The sequence below is a fragment of the Martelella lutilitoris genome, assembly GCF_005924265.1.
Classification (GTDB): Bacteria; Pseudomonadota; Alphaproteobacteria; order Rhizobiales; family Rhizobiaceae; genus Martelella; species Martelella lutilitoris.
Window position 1 is genome coordinate 260,196 of the sequence record NZ_VCLB01000006.1, and the last position, 17,557, is coordinate 277,752.

The window sequence follows — 17,557 nt, forward strand, 5'->3', positions numbered from 1 at the left end:
ATCGTGACTGTGTTCAAGAACCTCCCCGCGCCCCCGAAAGCCAAAGCCAAGCCCGTGACCGACACCCGCCACGGCAAGACCCGCACCGACGAGTACGCCTGGCTGCGCGCTTCAAACTGGCAGGCGATGTTCAAGGATCCGTCCATTCTCGAAGCCGATATCCGCGCCCATCTGGAAGCCGAAAACGCCTATATGAAGGCAGCCATGGCGGATACGGAAGCGTTTCAGAAGACGCTGTTTGCCGAGATGCGCGGTCGCATCAAGGAAGACGACAGCTCCGTGCCGATGAAGGACGGCGCCTATGCCTATGGCACGGCCTATCGCACCGGCGGCGAGCAGCCTTATTTCTTCCGCGTCCCCCGCGACGGCGACCTCAATGATCCCGACCTGCGCGCCGTCCTGCTGGACGGCGACAAGGAAGGCGAAGGCAAGGCCTATTTCGATCTCGGCGGCTTCTTCCACACCACGGATCATTCCCGCGCGCTGTGGAGCTATGACGACAAGGGCTCGGAATTCTACACCATCAAGGTGCGCGATCTTGCAAGCGGCAACGACCTTGACGACGTGATCAAGAACTCCGGCGGCAGCGGCGTCTGGGCGCCGGACGGCAAGAGCTTCTTCTACACCGAAGTGGATGAAAACCACCGCCCTTCCAAGGTTTACCACCATATCGTCGGCACACCACAAAGCGCCGACCGGCTGGTCTATGAGGAAGCCGATCCGGGCTTCTTCGTCGGCATTGGCGGGTCGCTGCTCGATGATTTCATCTTCATCGACGTCCACGACCACCAGACCTCGGAAGTTTACATCATCCCGACGGAGACGCTGGATGCCGCGCCGAAGATGGTCGCGAAGCGCGAGACCATGGTGGAATATGACGTCACCGAGGGCGGCGACGTGTTCTTCATCCTGACCAATGACGGCGGCGCCAAGGATTTCAAGATTGTCGCGGCGCCCGTTTCCGCGCCGGGCAAGGCGAACTGGACGGAGGTCGTGCCGCATCAGCAAGGCCGACTGATCCTCTCTCACATGGCGTTTGAAAACCATCTGGTGCGGCTGGAACGCCTCGGCGGCCTGCCGCGCATCGTCATCCGCGATCGGAAGAGCGGCGAGGAACACGCGATCGCCTTTGACGAGGAAGCCTATGCGCTGGGCCTTCAGGGCGCGCAGGAATATGACACGGATACGATCCGCTTTTCCTATTCCTCGATGACCACGCCGAGCCAGCTCTTCGACTACAATATGGCGACGCGCGAACGCACGCTCTTGAAAACCCAGGAAGTGCCCTCCGGCCACAATCCGGACGACTATGTGACGCGGCGCATCCAGGCGAAGGCGGAGGACGGCGAGCTGGTGCCCGTCAGCCTCGTCTGCCGCAAGGATACGCCGCTCGACGGTTCCGCCCCCTGCCTGCTCTACGGCTACGGCGCCTACGGCATTTCCATCCCCGCATCCTTTTCCACCAATTGCCTGTCGCTGGTCGATCGCGGCTTTGTCTATGCCATTGCCCATATTCGTGGCGGCAAGGACAAGGGCTTCGCCTGGTACGAAAACGGCAAGATGTTTTCGAAGAAGAACACCTTCTCCGATTTCGTCGCGGCCGCCGATGCGCTGGTGACGGAGAAATTCACGTCATACGGCAAGATCGTCGCCGAGGGCGGTTCGGCCGGCGGCATGCTGATGGGCGCGGTCGCAAACATGGCGCCGGAGAAATTTTCCGGCATCATCGCCGCCGTCCCCTTTGTCGACGTGCTGACCACAATGCTGGACGACACGCTGCCGCTGACCCCGCCTGAATGGCCGGAATGGGGCAATCCGATGGCGTCCGAAGCCTGCTACGACTATATCGCCAGCTACAGCCCCTATGACAACGTGGCCGAAAAGCCCTACCCCGCCATTCTGGCGCTCGCAGGGCTCACCGACCCGCGCGTGACCTATTGGGAACCGGCGAAATGGGTAGCGCGGCTGCGAGACAAGACCACGGGCGAGGCCCCCATCCTGCTCAGGACCAATATGGATGCCGGCCATGGCGGCGCGTCCGGCCGTTTCCAGAGGCTGGAAGAGATTGCGCTTGAATATGCTTTCGCGCTGAAGGTCTCGGGCAAGGCGGAAGGGTGAGAAAACGGCCTATGACCGTCTTCATCGGATTGTTGAGGGCGGTCAATGTCGGCGGCACCGCAAGACGCGCCATGGCCGATCTCAAGGCGTCGTGTCACGAGATCGGCTTTGGCGACAAGGCAACCTATGTCCAGATCGGCAATATTGTGCTTTCTCTTTCGAAAAGTCCTTTGATCCGGTAGCGTTCGGCACAATGATCGCACCAGCCGGCGAGCAAGCCGCCATCATCGGGCGCGAGGACCCTGTCTTCTGTCCGGACGGCATGGGCCGCTCGAAACTGAAGTTGTACGGGCTTATGAAGGGAACAGCCCGCAACCTCAACACGTTGCGTAAGCTTGAGGGAATGGCAGGCGCTCTGCTTGTCGGCGAACCGGCGTAAGGTAGCCAAAAAAAGCCTGAGACGATGCAATGCGGGCGGCGATCCCGCCCGACGGAAAGAGAGCCATGAAACTTCAGCTATCCCGGCGGTTATGGGTCATCTCCCAGGTGATGCGGCAACTGTGGTTCGTCGCCGCGATCTACTGCGTCGCCGGCATCGCCACGGCGCTGATCGGCATACTCCTCGACCCTTTCATTCCGGAAGGTCTCGGCGAGACGATCGGGGCTGATTCGGTCGGCTCGCTGCTGTCGATCATCGCCTCTAGCATGCTGACCGTGCTGATCTTCTCGCTCAACACCGTGGTCCAGGCATCATCGGCCGCTGCCAGCAGCGCCACGCCGCGCGCCGTCGGCACGCTTCTGGAAGACCGCACGGCCCAGGCCGCGCTCTCGACCTTTCTCGGCTCCTTCATCTTCAGCCTTGTCGGCCTGATCGCGCTTAACACCAGTCTCTACGGCACCGGCGGACGGCTGGTGCTCTTTATCGCAACCCTTGCCGTGATCGTGCTGATCATCGGCATATTGCTGCGCTGGATCAACTATCTCGGCCGCCTCGGCAAGGTCAGCCGCACCATCGAGCAGGTCGAGGACCAGGCGGTCACCGCGATGCGCAACTATCGCGCCGAACCCTTTCTGGGCGGTAGGGAGTTTGATGGGCGCATGCCGGGAGGCCTTCAACTGATTGACCCGCCTGAGACCGGCTATCTGCGCTTTGTTGACATGGCGGCCCTCGATGCAGTCTCGCGCAAGCTCGATGCAGACATCTACGTGCTGGAACGGCCCGGCGCCTTTGTAGCGCCTGGCCGCCATATCGCCGGTATCCGATTGCCGCAAGATAGCAAGGTGGCGGGCGAGGAGGTGATCGCGGAGGCCGCCGGCGCCTTCACCATCGGCCATGAGCGCTCCTACACGCAGGATCCGCTTTACGGCGTCACCGTTATGTCGCAGATCGCGCTGCGCGCCCTGTCACCGGCCGTCAACGATCCCGGAACCGCCATCGACGTCGTGACGCATCTTGTGCGCATTCTGGAGGCGGGCGAAACGCCGGACGCGGACCGGGAACCCCGCTATCCGCGCATCCACATGCCGGCAATCGCGGCGGAGGAGTTCTTCGACGCCGCCTTCACCGCCATAGCGCGCGACGGTGCGGGTATGGCCGAGGTGGTCATCCATCTTCTGCATGCCTGCCGCGCGCTCGGCCACACCGACATACCGAACTTTTCAGAGATGTCGGACAGGTTCATGACGCTAAGCGTGGCGCGAGCGAAAGAAACGTTGCGTTTTCAGTCAGATATCGAGCGCATCGAACGCGCGGCCGGGCGCGTCAATGCAGCCTCTCCGGTTACTTTCCGCAAAAACAACCCGGAACAATAGCGCTCCCGACCCGTTATCGCGAAGGCAGGAGCGGCTGATCACCGAAGCCTGCGCTTGAATTGCCGGGAGGTCGGCGGGGCCCGCGTCTTCGCGAGTTTATGTTTTTTATTTCGGCCATATCACCCGGAAGCGAGCTCCAATTTCGGGAGAAATTTCATTATGATAGTGCTGACAACACTGATTTTTGCAGCCATCGGCCTGTTTCTGGGCGGCGGCGGCATCTGGCTGATCGTCCTTGGCGGCAGCTGGTTTTACCTCATTGCAGGCGTTGCCTTCCTGGCCACCGCTTTTTTCATTTTCATGCGCAATCCCCTCGCATACTGGGTCTATGGCGCAACCATACTGGTAACCCTCGCCTGGGCGCTGCTGGAAGTCGGTTTCGACTGGTGGCAGCTCGGCGCGCGCGGCGGGCTGGTCGTGCTGCTCGGCCTTTGGATGTTCCTCCCATGGGTACGCCGACCGATCCTGCGCGATGATTACGGCTTTCCAAAAGAAAGATCCGCGGCCCGCGCGGGCGCCTGGCCGCTCGCCGGCGCCGTGGCACTCTCGATTATTGTGGCTGCGGTTTCGCTCTTTTCCGATCCGCATGCGATCCGCGGCGAACTGCCCGGCGTGCGCAATGCCGAAGCCTCGGTAACCGAGCGCATACCCGCCGATGAATGGCATGCCTATGGCCGCACCGAAAAAGGCCAGCGCTATTCCCCGCTTGACCAGATCACGCCGGAAAATGTCGGCGCTCTCGAGCTTGCCTGGCAGATCCAGACCGGCGACATGAAGGGTCCGAACGACGTGGTCGAGACGACCTATGAAAACACGCCGCTGATGGTGGGCGATACGCTCTATGTCTGCACCCCGCACAGCTGGGCGATGGCCTTTGATGCCAAGACCGGCGAACAGAAGTGGAAGTTCGACCCGCAAGTGCCGGTTGACGGCAACCGCCAGCACCAGACCTGCCGTGGCGTGACCTATTATGCCGACCCGGACATTGCCGAGGGCGAACGCTGCAAGACGCGCGTCTACCTACCGACCTCGGATGCCCGCCTGATCGCGCTCAACGCCGAAGACGGCACGGTCTGCGAGGATTTCGCCGACAACGGCACGCTGCATCTTGAAACCAACATGCCCTACAAGACTCAAGGGTATTACTACTCAACCTCCGCGCCCCTTGCCATTGCCGGCAAGATCATCGTCGGCGGCGCGGTCAACGACAACTACTCCACCCAGAGCCCGTCCGGCGTGATCCGCGCCTATGACATCGACACCGGTGAGCTGGTCTGGAATTTCGACACCGGCAATCCAGAACAAACAGAGCCGATTGGCCCGGATGAGACCTATACCAAGAATTCGCCGAACAGCTGGACGGTGATGTCCGGCGACAGCGATCTGGGACTGGTCTATGTGCCCTTCGGCAATCGCGTCCCCGACCAGATCGGCCTCAACCGTTCGCCTTCGGAGGAAAAATACTCCTCCTCGGTAACCGCGCTTGATGTCGAAACCGGCGAACCGGCCTGGGTCTTCCAGGGCGTGCACCACGATCTGTGGGACATGGATGCGCCAGCCCAGCCGCCGCTTCTCGATCTTACCATTGACGGCGAGAGCGTACCCGCGCTGGTGATGCCGACAAAGCAGGGCGAGGTTTTCGTGCTGAACCGGGAAACCGGCGAGCCGATCCTGCCGGTGACAGAAGTCGCAGCACCCCAGGAGGGCGGACTTGAAGGCGAAAACCTGTCGCCGACCCAGCCCGTTTCCGCGCTGTCCTTCAACCCGCCGAAACTGACGGGCAAGGACATGTGGGGCGCCTCGCTGCTCGACCAGCTCGCCTGCCGGATCAAGCTGAAGCAGTATAATTACGAGGGTCGCTACACGCCGCCGTCAACCAACGGCACGATCGTCTATCCCGGCAATTTCGGCACGCTGAACTGGGGTTCGGTCGCGGTTGATCCGGAGCGCCAGGTGATGTTCGCCATGCCGGTCTACATGGCCTACACCTCAACGCTTGTGCCGAAGACCGAGCCGGGCGCCCCGACGCATGGCATCAACTCCAATAATGGCGCGCCCTATGCCGTTTCCTTCTCCACGCTGCTCGGCCCGCTCGGCGTGCCCTGCCAGGCGCCGCCATGGGGCTATGTCGCAGGCGCCGACCTGACGACGGGTGAGATCGTATGGAAGCACAAGAACGGCACGATCCAGGACATGAATCCGCTCGGTCTGAAGATCAAGATGGGCGTGCCCGGCATCGGCGGTCCGATCATCACCAAGGGCGGCGTCGCCTTCCTCGGTGCTGCGATGGACAACTACCTCCGCGGCTACGATCTGACGACTGGCGAACAGCTGTGGGAAGCCCGTCTTCCCGCCGGTGGCCAGGCCACGCCCATGACCTACGAGACCTCCGACGGCACGCAATATGTGCTGATCGTGGCCGGCGGTCACGGCTCGGTCGGAACCGAAACAGGCGACTACATCCTCGCCTACAAGCTGCCGGATGGCTGATCATTCGGTTCCATGACAAGACTATGAGAAGGCGCCTTTCGGGGCGCCTTTTTTCAGTTCCCACGACAGCGGTATGCAAACCAAAAGTGACGATCATTGACTTTCGTCACGAAGAGCGTATTAGGCCTGACTGAACCCGCCAGCCCGCCACGGCGCCCTCCCGCCGTGTCACTTTGAAAATGCGGATGACTGGTCCCGTAGTTCGTCAAAAGACCTTTTCAATGAAACACGTGAATACGCTGACCATGGCGGTCGGGCTGGGCTCAATCACCGCGCTTGCCCCGCTCGCGACCGACATGTATCTCCCCGCCCTCCCCTTGATCGCCAAAGACCTTGCCGCAAGCGACGGCGCGATCTCCTATTCCGTCATGACCTTCTTTGCCGGCTTCACAATCGGCCAACTCTTTTACGGTCCGATCTCGGACAGGACCGGCCGCAAACCGATGGTTTATGTGGCGGTCGCCCTTTTTATCCTCGGCTCGCTCGGCACCATGTTGTCGCAATCGGTCGAGGCCATGCTGGTCTGGCGCCTCATCCAGGGGCTCGGCGGCTCTGTCGGCATGGTGACCTCGATGGCCATGGTGCGTGATCTCTACACCGGGCAAACCGCGGCGAAGCTGCTGGCGATCATCATGATGATCACAGGCCTCGCGCCAATTATCGCACCGATCGTCGGAAGCATGATCCTGCTCATTTCGGGATGGCGGGCAATCTTCGCCTTCTTTGCGGTCTTCGGTCTGTTCAGCCTCGCCTATATCCGTTTTGCGGTGCCTGAAACGCGCATGGCTGAGCTCAGGCAGCACAGCCGGCCCGGTCATGCCGTCATTCATTACGCACGGCTTCTGACCAGCTCGCACTTCATCCCCTTTGCTGGAACGCTGGCGCTCGCCCAGGGCGGCTTCTTTGCCTATGTCGGAGGGTCGTCGGCGGTCTTCATCAACCTCAAGGGCCTGTCGCCGCAGATGTTTTCGCTCGCCTTCGGTGTGAATGCCATCGGCATGGCGATCGGCGCACAGGGCGGCGCACGGCTGATCGGGCCGCTCGGCGCGCGCAATGTGGCGCGGATCGCCGCTTCTGCCTACGCACTCTCTCTGATTGCGCTGCTTGGCATCGAGCTTACGATCGGCGCAAGCCTCTGGGTGATGATGGTGCTGTTCTTCATCTCCATGACGGCCATGGGCGCGATACTGACCAATTGCAACATGCTGGCCATGGAAGCGCACGGTCAGATCGCCGGCGTCGCGGCGGCACTTGCCGGCGCGCTCGGCTTCGGGCTTGGCGCGGTCGGCTCCGGCCTCGTCAGCGCCTTTGCCGATGGCACGGCGGTCCCGCTTCTCGCAATCATGGCCGCATTTGCGACGCTGGCTGCGCTTGTCGCGCTGACATCGTTCGGACGGGAGGTGATGCACCCCATGGCGCATGCCCATCACGAATAAGAACCGAAACGCGTCGGCGCGCGGATTGGTTCCCCGCCGGCGCGCCTTTATTTTGAGGAATTTTCAGGTTGTCGGCGGGGCTCTTCGTCCCTATGTATTTGGCAATCGCCAATTACCTATTCGGCTGCAAAAAGGAGTATTGAAGATGGCTTTTGAACTTCCGGAACTGCCTTACGCCTACGACGCGCTCGCCCCCTACATGTCGGCTGAGACGCTCGAATTCCACCACGACAAGCACCACAACACTTATGTGACCACCGGCAACAAGCTGGCGGAAGAGGCCGGCCTCGGCAATCTTCCGGTCGAGGAAGTCATGGTCAAGGCATACGGCTCCAACCAGCCGCTCTTCAACAATGCCGCACAGCACTTCAACCACCTGCACTTCTGGAAGTGGATGAAGAAGGACGGCGGCGGCACCAAGCTGCCGGGCGCGCTCGAGAGCGCGATTTCTTCCGATCTCGGCGGCTACGACAAGTTCAAGGCCGATTTCATCGCCGCAGGCGTCGGCCAGTTCGGCTCGGGCTGGGCATGGCTCGCCGTCAAGGACGGCAAGCTGGAGATCATGAAGACCCCGAACGGCGAAAACCCGGTCGTCCATGGCGCGAAGCCGATCCTCGGCGTCGATGTGTGGGAACACTCCTATTATATCGACTACCGCAACGCGCGTCCGAAATATCTCGAAGCCTTCGTCGACAGCCTCGTCAACTGGGACTATGTCCTGGAACTCTACGAAGGCGCCACGAAGTAAGTCTTCGTCTTCGACGGAACGCGAAAGCCCGGTCCTTGCGCCGGGCTTTTTGCTTTTGGCGCCGGCAAAGTCACCCGATCGTGGTCGAGACCCGTTTCATCATCGATCCCGACGATACGCAGGAATTCCTGCGGCTGATGATCGAGCGCTTCCTCGAACTGCATCGCGGCGAAGGCAAGCCGGAAGCCCGACGCATGATCGAGCGGCGCTCAACAGGAGCCGCTTGACCGGGATCAAGGTGCACATGATCTCTTTTGGCGTCAATAGGCCATGCCAGCCGCCACGAACAAATCTGAATTGCTGACGGTCTTCGACAAGGAGTTGGCGAAGCTGCGGAAAACGCTCGATCCGGTCGACGAGGAGCGCGCGCGCCTGTCATCGCCTGACGACCCGACCACGATCAAGGGCGTTATTGCGCACAGAACCCATTGGATGGGCATGTTCCACCGATGGTACGAAGACGGCATTGCCGGCCGGCAGGTGTTTGTGCCGGCCGAAGGCTACAAATGGAACCAGCTCAAAGCTTATAACGCTCCAATTTACGCGAAGGGCGACAACACCCCTTGGGACGCGTTGCGGCCGGATTTTGATGCCGCCTGCGAGCGGTTGCGGTCCTTTATCCTATCCCGGGACGATCACGAACTCTACGCCAACGGTCTTTATGGCTGGACCGGGAAATGGACGCTTGGCCGATATGCCGAAGCCTCGGGACCATCGCATTTCCGCTCGGCGCACACCTACATTCGCAAGACGTTGAATTCCGCCCAATAAACGTCGGCTTTTGCGCCGTGTCCTGAGCCTGCCGGGATCAACGCAGCAGTTCGTTCTTCAGCTCAGGCGTTGGCCAGCAGGTCTGGCTTACCCGGTTGCGCATCTGCCAGTCGCCGATGGAGCGGCGGGTCTTGTAGCCGACGAGGCCGTCGGCGCCGCCGGTGTCATAGCCCATGCCCATCAGCTTCCGCTGCATGGCGGCGACATCGGAACGCAGAAGCGTGCCGGTCCTCTGCCAGGGTTGCACGAAAGCGCCCATGCCATACTGGATACGGTCGGCAAGATTGCCGACAAAAAGGGCATAGAGGTCGGAATTGTTGTATTCCTTGAGCACATAGAAATTCGGCGTGACGATGAATTCGGGGCCGTAGCGGCCCTGCGGCACCAGCATCATGCCGGGCTTGCGCAATTCGTCCGCCGGAAAGCTCTTGCCCTGAACGCGGGCAATGCCCTGCTTCACCCATGCGGAAATCGCCCGTGCATTGTCCGGGCCCTCCTGCGCGCAAGACACATTGTCCGGAATGACGGCTTCATAGCCCCAGTCACGGCCGCGCTCCCAGCCGTCGCTTGCCAGATGCTTGGCGATGGTCGCAAGCGAATCCGGCACCGAATCCCAAACGTCGATGACGCCGTCGCCGTCAAAATCGACGGCATAGTTCTGGAAGTTCGACGGCATCAGCTGCGGCTGGCCGAAGGCGCCGGCCCACGAAGCCTTGCGCTTGTCGAGAGGCGCCGCGCCGCTCTGGATGATCTGGAGTGCGGCGATGAATTCGCGCTGGAACATCTGCTGGCGCGAGCCGGTCATGAAGGCCTTGGTGCCGAGCACTTGCAGGATGTCGTATTTTTCCTCCGCCGCGCCGTAGCCCATTTCCCGGCCCCAGATGGCGAGCACGATGCGTCCCGGCACGCCGTAGCGCGCCTCGATCCGATCCAGAACCGGTTTGTACTGCCGGTAGAGCTGACGTCCCTTGACGGCAAGATAGTTCAGGTTGTTCTCGGAGAAATAGGGGCCCGGCTCGGAAAATTCCGGCTGGGTCTGCGCCCGTTTTTGCGGCGGGGTCGTACCCGGCGGCACGAGATCGGGCAGCGACCAGTTGATCGAAAGCCCCTTTGTGACCCGGTCATAGGTGCTTGCCGAAACGCCGGAGCGCAGGGCGGCACTGCGCATATCCGTCGCCAGCCAGTTCTGGAACTGGCGGTCGACCTGGCCGCGGTCATAGGCATTGGCAACGTTTGAGACCCCCGCGCCGGCCGCAAAGGCGAGCATGAAGGCGGCAAGCGCGCAGACGACACGCACGGCATTGAGCAGTCGGAACCTGAACATCGGACGTCTCCTTCTCGCGCGCGATCTTGGAGAAAGATGGTTACCGAATGGTAAACGGTAAGGCCCCCACGCCAAGGAGATGAACCGCCTGCGATCACAGTCTGGTGAACGGCAGGAAGCCCCGTTTGAAGGCATAGGCCTTCAAACGCGCCTCACATACGAATGCGCTGTGGTTCAGCCCTTTCCGGCTTCGACATCGGGGCCGAAATCATTGGTCTGCGCCTGCCCCGGCTGGACGTACCAGAAAAGCAAAAGCAGGATACCGATGCCGGTGAGGACAAGAAGCAGCCACCAGCCGCTGTGGTTGACGTCATGCAGACGGCGCGCGGCAACAGCAATATTCGGCACCAGAATGGCAAGGCTCCAGATACCGCCGAGAAAGCCCGGCTGCGAACTGCCGAACAGGGCATAGTCGATCCCGGACAAAATCACGCTGACGATCGCGGTCCCGAGTACCCAGAACCAGAAAGCGCCGCGCGACGACCGTCCGCGAAACAATGCGTAATTGCTGAAACCAAGCCGGAGAGCCTCACCGAACCCCACATTGCGGTGCTCTCTGCCGATGTAACCTGTCTCTGTCATGTTGATCCCCTGCTTCTCAGATTAACCCCTGGGCGGACAGGATACGCGCTCTTTCCATATTGGCAAGCAGCACGCCATGCCCGCAAAGCAAGAGGAAGCCTTCCTGGATTGGCAACCGAAGCGCAGCTTTCCAATAGCACCCCGTTCGGCTACTAATGGCAGGTGATTGCATGACCCTCGGGGCGACCACGGTTGCGGCACAGGACCGTGTGTTTTTCATAAGCGCTTTTTCAGTTACAGTTTTCCTTATGAGCAGGGATATTTAAAAGCATGGATATCGGTTGGATCGAAGCCGCCTTTCTCGGCCTCTTGCAGGGCCTCACGGAATTTCTTCCCATTTCCTCAAGTGCACATCTGCGCATTGCCGGCGAGTTCCTGCCTTCGGGCGCTGATCCCGGCGCGGCGTTTACGGCGATTACCCAAATCGGCACGGAGACGGCGGTTCTCGTCTATTTCTGGTCCGACATCATGCGCATCGCCAGCGCCTGGCTCGCCAAGAACCTAAAATTCGGCGCCTATCCGGGCCGCCATTCCGCCGACGATGTGCGCATGGGCTGGCTGATCATCATCGGCTCCGTGCCGATCGTCGTTCTCGGGCTCCTGTTCAAGGACCAGATCGAGCATTCGCTGCGCAATCTCTATATCACCGCCACCATGCTGATCGTCTTCGGCCTGATCATGGGCTATGCCGACAAGGTGGGCGCCAAGAAGGTCACGCTCGACAGGCTTTCCTGGCGCGACGGCATTCTTTACGGCTTCGCCCAGGCGATGGCGCTGATCCCTGGCGTCTCGCGTTCCGGCGGCACCATCAGCGCCGGTCTTCTGCTCGGCTACACCCGCGAGGCGGCGGCCCGCTATTCCTTCCTGCTCGCTGTGCCGGCCGTGTTCGGTTCCGGCTTCTATCAGCTTTTCAAGAGCATCGGCGAGGACAATCCGGTCGGCTGGGGCGCGACAGCGCTTGCGACCCTGATTGCCTTCGTCGTCGGCTATGCGGTGATCGTGTTCTTCCTCAAGCTCGTTTCCACCCGCAACTACATGCCCTTCGTCTACTATCGCGTGATCCTCGGCGGCGCGCTTCTCGTGCTTCTGGCGATGGGCGTGATCAGTCCCGGCGGTTAGGCCGGTCACCCATCGTTAATCCTTCGGCGATAGGATGGCCTCACTCGAACCCGAAAGGCCCGCTCCGGCCCTTGTCCGCGCCTGAAAACCGGATCGGGGTCATGGCCGCGCCCCGTTCCATGCGACGAAAGCCAGATGTCTACGCTCTACCATCACCCCATGTCCGCCGCATCGCGTTTCATTCGCCTGGTCATCGGCGAATATGCCTTCGAGGTCGACCTGATCGAGGAACGGCCCTGGGAAAAGCGCAAGGCCTTTCTCACCGCCAATCCGGCCGGAACATTGCCGGTCTATGTCGATGACAATATGCGCGCGCTCTGCGGCCCCTTCGTCATCGCCGAATTCATGGACGAGACCCATGGCGTGCTCCAGCGCGAGCGACGGCTGCTTGCAGAGGAACCCTTCCAGCGCGCCGAGATCCGCCGGCTGACCGAATGGTTCCTGTTGAAACTGGAACAGGACGTCACCTACCCGCTCTGCCGCGAACGGGTCTACAAGCTGCAGATGGGAAGCGAGCACGGCGGCGGCGCCCCGGATTCGCGCGTCCTGCGCGCCGCCCGCGCGAATATCCGCCAGCACATGAAATATCTGGCCTGGCTTGCGGGCAACCGTGGCTGGCTTGCGGGCAAGCGCATGAGCTATGCCGACCTTTCGGCCGGCGGCGCCATCTCCGCCCTCGACTATCTGGGCGAGATCAACTGGGACGAGGTGCCGGCTGCCAAGGAATGGTACCAGCGCCTCAAGTCACGTCCCGCCTTCCGCGCCCTGCTTGCCGACCGCGTGCGCGGCGTCGTGCCGGTTTCCCACTACGCCGATCTGGATTTTTGAGCCGCGAGACGCCACGTTTATCAGAACGGCGGAATATGAGCGGTGGATCAATGGCTGAACGCCAGGACAGACTGAAACGCTTTTTGAAGGACGAGGCGCGAGCCATCGGCTTCGATGCCTGTCGCATCGCGCGCGCCGATGACATGCCGGACTCTGCCGCGGCGCTGAGGGACTTCGTCGAAAACGGCTATCACGGCCAGATGGCATGGATGAACGAGACGCTTGAACGACGCTCCTCCCCTCTCAGCCTCTGGCCCGAAGCCCGCTCCGTCATCATGCTGGCCATGAACTACGGCCCGGATGAAGACCCGCGCCCGCTGCTGGAGCGGCGCGACCGCGCCAATATCTCCGTCTATGCGCGCAACCGCGACTATCACGATGTCATCAAGGGCAAGCTGAAGCAGATGGCGGGCCGGTTCGCCGCGCGTTCCGGAGCGGATGTGAAGGTCTTCGTCGACACCGCCCCGGTGATGGAGAAGCCGCTCGCCGAAAAGGCCGGCATTGGCTGGCAGGGCAAGCACACCAATCTGGTGAGCCGTGACTATGGCTCCTGGCTGTTTCTCGGTTCGATCTTCACCACCGAAGCGCTGGACCCCGACAGCGCGGAGAAGGATCACTGCGGCTCCTGCCGTGCCTGTCTCGACGTCTGTCCGACCGATGCCTTTCCCGCGCCCTACAGGCTGGATGCCCGTCGCTGCATCTCCTACCTCACCATCGAGCATCACGGCGTCATCCCCGAGGAATTCAGAAGCGCCATGGGCAACCGCATCTATGGCTGCGACGACTGCCTGGCCGCCTGCCCCTGGAACAAGTTCGCCGAGACCGCCTCGGAAATGAAGCTTTCCGCGCGCGCGGACCTGAAAGCCCCGGAACTCTCCATGTTCCTTGGTTTTGACGATGCCGCCTTCCGAAAATTCTTCACCGGCTCGCCGGTCAAACGGATCGGGCGCGACCGTTTCGTCCGCAATTGCCTTATCGCCGCCGGCAACAGCGGTCATCCTCATCTGGCCGCGCACTGCCGGTCGCTGCTGGAGGACGACAGCGCGGCCGTGCGCGCCATGGCAGTGTGGGCGCTCGCCCGCCTGCTTTCGAAAACGGAATTTGCCGCATTGGCAAAGTCGCGCTTACGTGACACTGATGAAGACGTTCGCCGTGAATGGAAACGCGAGGAGGAAGTGCCATGCATCTAGTTGTTTTCGGCGCCGGCTATTCCGGTCGCGCGATTGCCTCGGCCCTGGCGCCGGCATGCCATCACGTTGCCGGCACGACACGATCGGCGGAGAATGCCGCGATGCTCGGCGCCGGCGGCATCGAAACCTTCATCTTCGACGGCGAAACCATCGACCGGTCGCTCGCCCGCAAGCTGCGCCAGGCGACGCACATCGTCCAGACCATTCCCCCCGGCGAGGAAGGCGACCCCCTCCTGAACATCGCCCGCCGCGTGGTGCATTTCGAACTGCCGTCGCTGCAATGGATCTGCTACCTCTCCACGGTCGGGGTGTATGGCGACCATGACGGCGCCTGGGTCGACGAGACGTCGGAATGCCGGCCGACATCGGAGCGTTCCAGGCGACGGCTCGAGGTCGAGCGGCAATGGCTGGAAACAGGCGAGGAGCACGGCATTCCGGTGGCGATCCTGAGGCTTTCCGGCATCTATGGTCCGGGCCGCAATGCCTTCCGCCGGCTGATGGAGGGCACCCAGAAGCGGGTCATCAAGGAGAACCAGGTTTTCAACCGCATCCGGGTCGAGGATATCGGCTATGCCACCGCCTTCCTTGCCGAACACGGCTTCGGCGGGATCTTCAACGTCACCGACAGCGAACCTTCGCCGCCGCAGGACGTGATCGTGGAGGCCGCCCGGCTGATGGGAATCGAGCCACCGCCGGAGATCCCCTTCGAGGACGCCGACCTCTCGCCGATGGCGCGCTCCTTCTGGGGCGAGAACAAGCGGGTCAGCAATGCCAAGCTGAAGAAGCTCGGCTATGAGTTCGAGTTTCCCAACTACCGGCAATCGCTCAGGCAGATGTGGGACATGAAGGCTTACTGAGGGATGGAGAGTTTCGTCGATCTCTACTGCGAACGGACGGCAGCCGGCTTCTGGAACGAGCCGGTCAACGCGCTCACCAATCTTGCCTTCATCATCGCGGCGCTGATTGCCTGGCCGAAAGCCTGGCGCAGGCCGGAGCGCTCGCTGATCGAACTCACCGTGATCACGCTGGTCTTTGCCATCGGCGTCGGCTCGTTCCTGTTCCACACGCTGGCAACGCCGCTTTCCGGCGCGCTCGATGTGATCCCGATCTGGCTGTTCTTCTTTGCCTATATCCTGCTGATCTTCATCCGGGTGACCGGCGGCAAGACCTTCGACATTATCGGCTACATGGTGGCCACGCTGTTCGGCTTCGTGGCGGTGGTCTATCTCGTCGGGCTGTTGGGGCGCAACGGCGCACCGCTGAACGGCTCGCTGCAATATGCGCCGGCGTTGATCGCCATGGCGCTCGCCAGCGCAATCGCCGCCTTTCGCGGCCATCCGGCCTGGCGCTATTTCGCGAGCGCCACGGCAATCTTCATCATGTCGCTGACCTTCCGCAGCCTCGACCAGGCCTCTTGCGCGATCACCGGCGGGCTCGGCACCCACTTCCTCTGGCATATCCTGAATGCAACGGTGCTCGGCATTCTGCTGATGGGGGCCGTGAAAGCGATGCCGCCCGGCCCTTCGATCGATCAGAGCGAGAAGTAACCCGTCACCGGCACATGGTCGGAGGGTTTTTCCCATCCGCGGGCATCGGCGAGAATCTCGAAGCGGCTGAAGGCGGGCACGAGATCGGCGGAAGACCAGATATGATCGAGCCTGCGGCCGCGATTGGCGGCGCGCCAGTCCTTGGCGCGATAGCTCCACCAGGTGTAGAGCTTTTCGTCCTCCGGGGTGACGTAACGCATCAGATCCGTCCAGCCGCCCGCGGCGATCAGTTCCTGCATGGTCTCGGTTTCCACCGGCGTGTGGCTGACGACCTTCAGGAGTTGCTTGTGCGACCAGACGTCGTGCTCCATCGGCGCGATGTTGAGATCGCCGACCAGGATTGAGCTGACGCCATCGCCGGCATCGGCCCTGAGCGCCTTCATTTCCTCGAGAAAATCGAGTTTGTGGCGGAATTTCGGGTTGATGTCCGGGTCCGGCTCATCACCGCCGGCGGGCACATAGAAATTGTGCAGACGGATTTTCCGTCCCCCGACATCGATCACCGCCGCAATGTGACGGGTATCGCCCATGGCGCAGTAGTCGGTCGAGAAGCCTTCGCCCAGCGGCAGGCGCGAAACGATGGCGACGCCGTGATAGCCCTTCTGGCCGTGAACGGCGATGTGTTCATAGCCGAGTTCGCGCAAGGGCTTGAACGGAAACTGGTCGTTCAGGCATTTGATTTCCTGAAGGCAGAGAACATCCGGCGCATGCTCCTGAAGAAACGCACTGACGATCGGCAGGCGCAGGCGCACCGAATTGATGTTCCATGTGGTAAGCTTCAGTTCCAAGTCAATGCCTTTCCTGCCTTTGCCGAAGGGGCATCAGCAATAGGCGATTCTCAAGGCGACCGGAAGGCCGTCAGTTGCTGGAGCTGGGGCTTGCCATGATCTGGTCGTAGGGAATGCGGAAGACGGAGCGGCCGAATTCGACGCCGGTGCGGACATTGGAGAGGATCACGGTCGTGTCCTTGCCCTGGGCATCTGTAATGGTCCACTGACGCAACTCATAGGTCTTGCTGTCGAACATCAGCGTGATCACCTGATCGCCGAAGATCGACTTGTCGCCGAGCACGATGATCGTCAGCCCGCTTTGCTGGCGCACGTCGCGCACCATCCGGTTCTCGAGGTCGATCTTGTCCGCGAGCAACAGGCTGAGCGGCGTGCGCGACAGCGGATAGAAATCCCAGGTATCGAGCTCGCCATTGCCGACGGCAACATTGCGGCCATCGGCGATCACCTTCAGCGTCGACGGCGCATCATAGTCGAAGCGCAGCTTGCCGGGTCGTTCGAGATAGAACTTGCCGCCGGCCTGGTCGCCGCGCGGACCGAACTGCATGAACTCGCCGGTCATCGTCTTGACCGAGGAGAAATGGTTGGCGATCTTCTGCGCGGCATCGGCCGGAGCCGCCGTGGCGACCTGCGCAACCTGCTGCGCCCCGTCGCGTTTCGTCGGCAACGGCACGGCCGATGTCTGCGCGAAGACCGGGGCGGCGGCACAGAACAACATCGCCGCGCCGCCTGCAATCCCGCCCATGAACTGCCGGCGCGACCGTGTGGCGTTTCGGGGCGTGGTCACGTTGCGGTCACTCATCTGTCAATATCCTGAAACTCTGTTTAAGCGCTTCCTGCCCGGTCAAGACGGCGATTTCTGGG

Annotated in this window: 16 protein-coding genes and 1 pseudogene; 13 read left to right on the plus strand and 4 right to left on the minus strand. The window is 61.7% G+C overall.

What is annotated here, in order from left to right:
- Window positions 1–3: 3 nt before the first annotated feature.
- The 8 genes and pseudogenes from FF124_RS12360 (at window position 4) to FF124_RS12390 (ending at window position 9,315) form a co-directional block, all read left to right on the plus strand.
- A complete protein-coding gene (locus tag FF124_RS12360) occupies window positions 4–2,118 on the plus strand; it encodes a S9 family peptidase (protein ID WP_138748800.1) in 2,115 nt (704 codons plus the stop codon).
- Between the two features lie 11 nt (window positions 2,119–2,129).
- A pseudogene (locus FF124_RS12365) lies at window positions 2,130–2,497 on the plus strand (DUF1697 domain-containing protein).
- A 65-nt stretch (window positions 2,498–2,562) separates the two neighbouring features.
- Window positions 2,563–3,870 (plus strand): DUF2254 domain-containing protein, encoded by a 1,308-nt coding sequence (locus FF124_RS12370; RefSeq protein ID WP_187326915.1) that lies wholly within the window; start codon window positions 2,563–2,565, stop codon window positions 3,868–3,870.
- Between the two features lie 156 nt (window positions 3,871–4,026).
- The gene (locus FF124_RS12375; RefSeq protein WP_138748915.1) at window positions 4,027–6,360 is read left to right on the plus strand and encodes a glucose/quinate/shikimate family membrane-bound PQQ-dependent dehydrogenase; all 2,334 of its coding nucleotides are present in this window, start codon (window positions 4,027–4,029) and stop codon (window positions 6,358–6,360) included.
- 221 nt (window positions 6,361–6,581) lie between these two features.
- On the plus strand, window positions 6,582–7,796 hold the full coding sequence (locus FF124_RS12380; RefSeq protein ID WP_138748802.1) for a multidrug effflux MFS transporter: 1,215 nt from the start codon (window positions 6,582–6,584) through the stop codon (window positions 7,794–7,796).
- Window positions 7,797–7,941: 145 nt separating this feature from the next.
- Window positions 7,942–8,544 carry a superoxide dismutase gene (locus FF124_RS12385; protein WP_138748803.1) on the plus strand — a complete coding sequence of 201 codons (603 nt, stop codon included), beginning with the start codon at window positions 7,942–7,944 and terminating at the stop codon, window positions 8,542–8,544.
- Between the two features lie 80 nt (window positions 8,545–8,624).
- The gene (locus tag FF124_RS20570) at window positions 8,625–8,771 is read left to right on the plus strand and encodes a hypothetical protein (protein ID WP_187326916.1); all 147 of its coding nucleotides are present in this window, start codon (window positions 8,625–8,627) and stop codon (window positions 8,769–8,771) included.
- Between the two features lie 43 nt (window positions 8,772–8,814).
- On the plus strand, window positions 8,815–9,315 hold the full coding sequence (locus FF124_RS12390) for a ClbS/DfsB family four-helix bundle protein (protein WP_138748804.1): 501 nt from the start codon (window positions 8,815–8,817) through the stop codon (window positions 9,313–9,315).
- A gap of 37 nt (window positions 9,316–9,352) precedes the next feature.
- On the opposite strand, the gene FF124_RS12395 is transcribed toward FF124_RS12390, so the two are convergent.
- Both FF124_RS12395 and FF124_RS12400 read right to left on the minus strand, forming a co-directional pair.
- Window positions 9,353–10,639, minus strand: a complete 1,287-nt coding sequence (locus tag FF124_RS12395; protein ID WP_138748805.1) for a lytic murein transglycosylase — start codon at window positions 10,637–10,639, stop codon at window positions 9,353–9,355.
- 174 nt (window positions 10,640–10,813) lie between these two features.
- Window positions 10,814–11,221, minus strand: a complete 408-nt coding sequence (locus tag FF124_RS12400) for a DUF805 domain-containing protein (protein ID WP_138748806.1) — start codon at window positions 11,219–11,221, stop codon at window positions 10,814–10,816.
- Window positions 11,222–11,491: 270 nt separating this feature from the next.
- Between FF124_RS12400 and FF124_RS12405 the strand changes: the two genes are divergently transcribed.
- The 5 genes from FF124_RS12405 to FF124_RS12425 all read left to right on the plus strand — a co-directional run bounded on the left by FF124_RS12405 (window position 11,492) and on the right by FF124_RS12425 (window position 15,905).
- Complete coding sequence (locus FF124_RS12405) at window positions 11,492–12,340, plus strand: undecaprenyl-diphosphate phosphatase (RefSeq protein WP_138748807.1); 849 nt, start codon at window positions 11,492–11,494, stop codon at window positions 12,338–12,340.
- 135 nt (window positions 12,341–12,475) lie between these two features.
- A complete protein-coding gene (locus tag FF124_RS12410) occupies window positions 12,476–13,168 on the plus strand; it encodes a glutathione S-transferase family protein (protein ID WP_138748808.1) in 693 nt (230 codons plus the stop codon).
- Window positions 13,169–13,218: 50 nt separating this feature from the next.
- Window positions 13,219–14,358 (plus strand): tRNA epoxyqueuosine(34) reductase QueG, encoded by a 1,140-nt coding sequence (gene queG / locus FF124_RS12415; RefSeq protein ID WP_138748809.1) that lies wholly within the window; start codon window positions 13,219–13,221, stop codon window positions 14,356–14,358.
- A complete protein-coding gene (locus tag FF124_RS12420; protein WP_138748810.1) occupies window positions 14,349–15,215 on the plus strand; it encodes an SDR family oxidoreductase in 867 nt (288 codons plus the stop codon). Before queG ends, FF124_RS12420 begins: the two co-directional genes overlap by 10 nt.
- A 3-nt stretch (window positions 15,216–15,218) precedes the next feature.
- Window positions 15,219–15,905, plus strand: coding sequence for a ceramidase domain-containing protein (locus FF124_RS12425; RefSeq protein WP_138748811.1), 687 nt, complete (start codon window positions 15,219–15,221; stop codon window positions 15,903–15,905).
- Here FF124_RS12425 and xth read toward each other — a convergent pair.
- The gene (gene xth / locus FF124_RS12430; RefSeq protein WP_138748812.1) at window positions 15,890–16,693 is read right to left on the minus strand and encodes an exodeoxyribonuclease III; all 804 of its coding nucleotides are present in this window, start codon (window positions 16,691–16,693) and stop codon (window positions 15,890–15,892) included. The two genes, FF124_RS12425 and xth, sit on opposite strands and share 16 nt — an antisense overlap.
- A gap of 70 nt (window positions 16,694–16,763) precedes the next feature.
- A complete protein-coding gene (locus tag FF124_RS12435; protein ID WP_246072399.1) occupies window positions 16,764–17,495 on the minus strand; it encodes an outer-membrane lipoprotein carrier protein LolA in 732 nt (243 codons plus the stop codon).
- Window positions 17,496–17,557 lie beyond the last annotated feature (62 nt).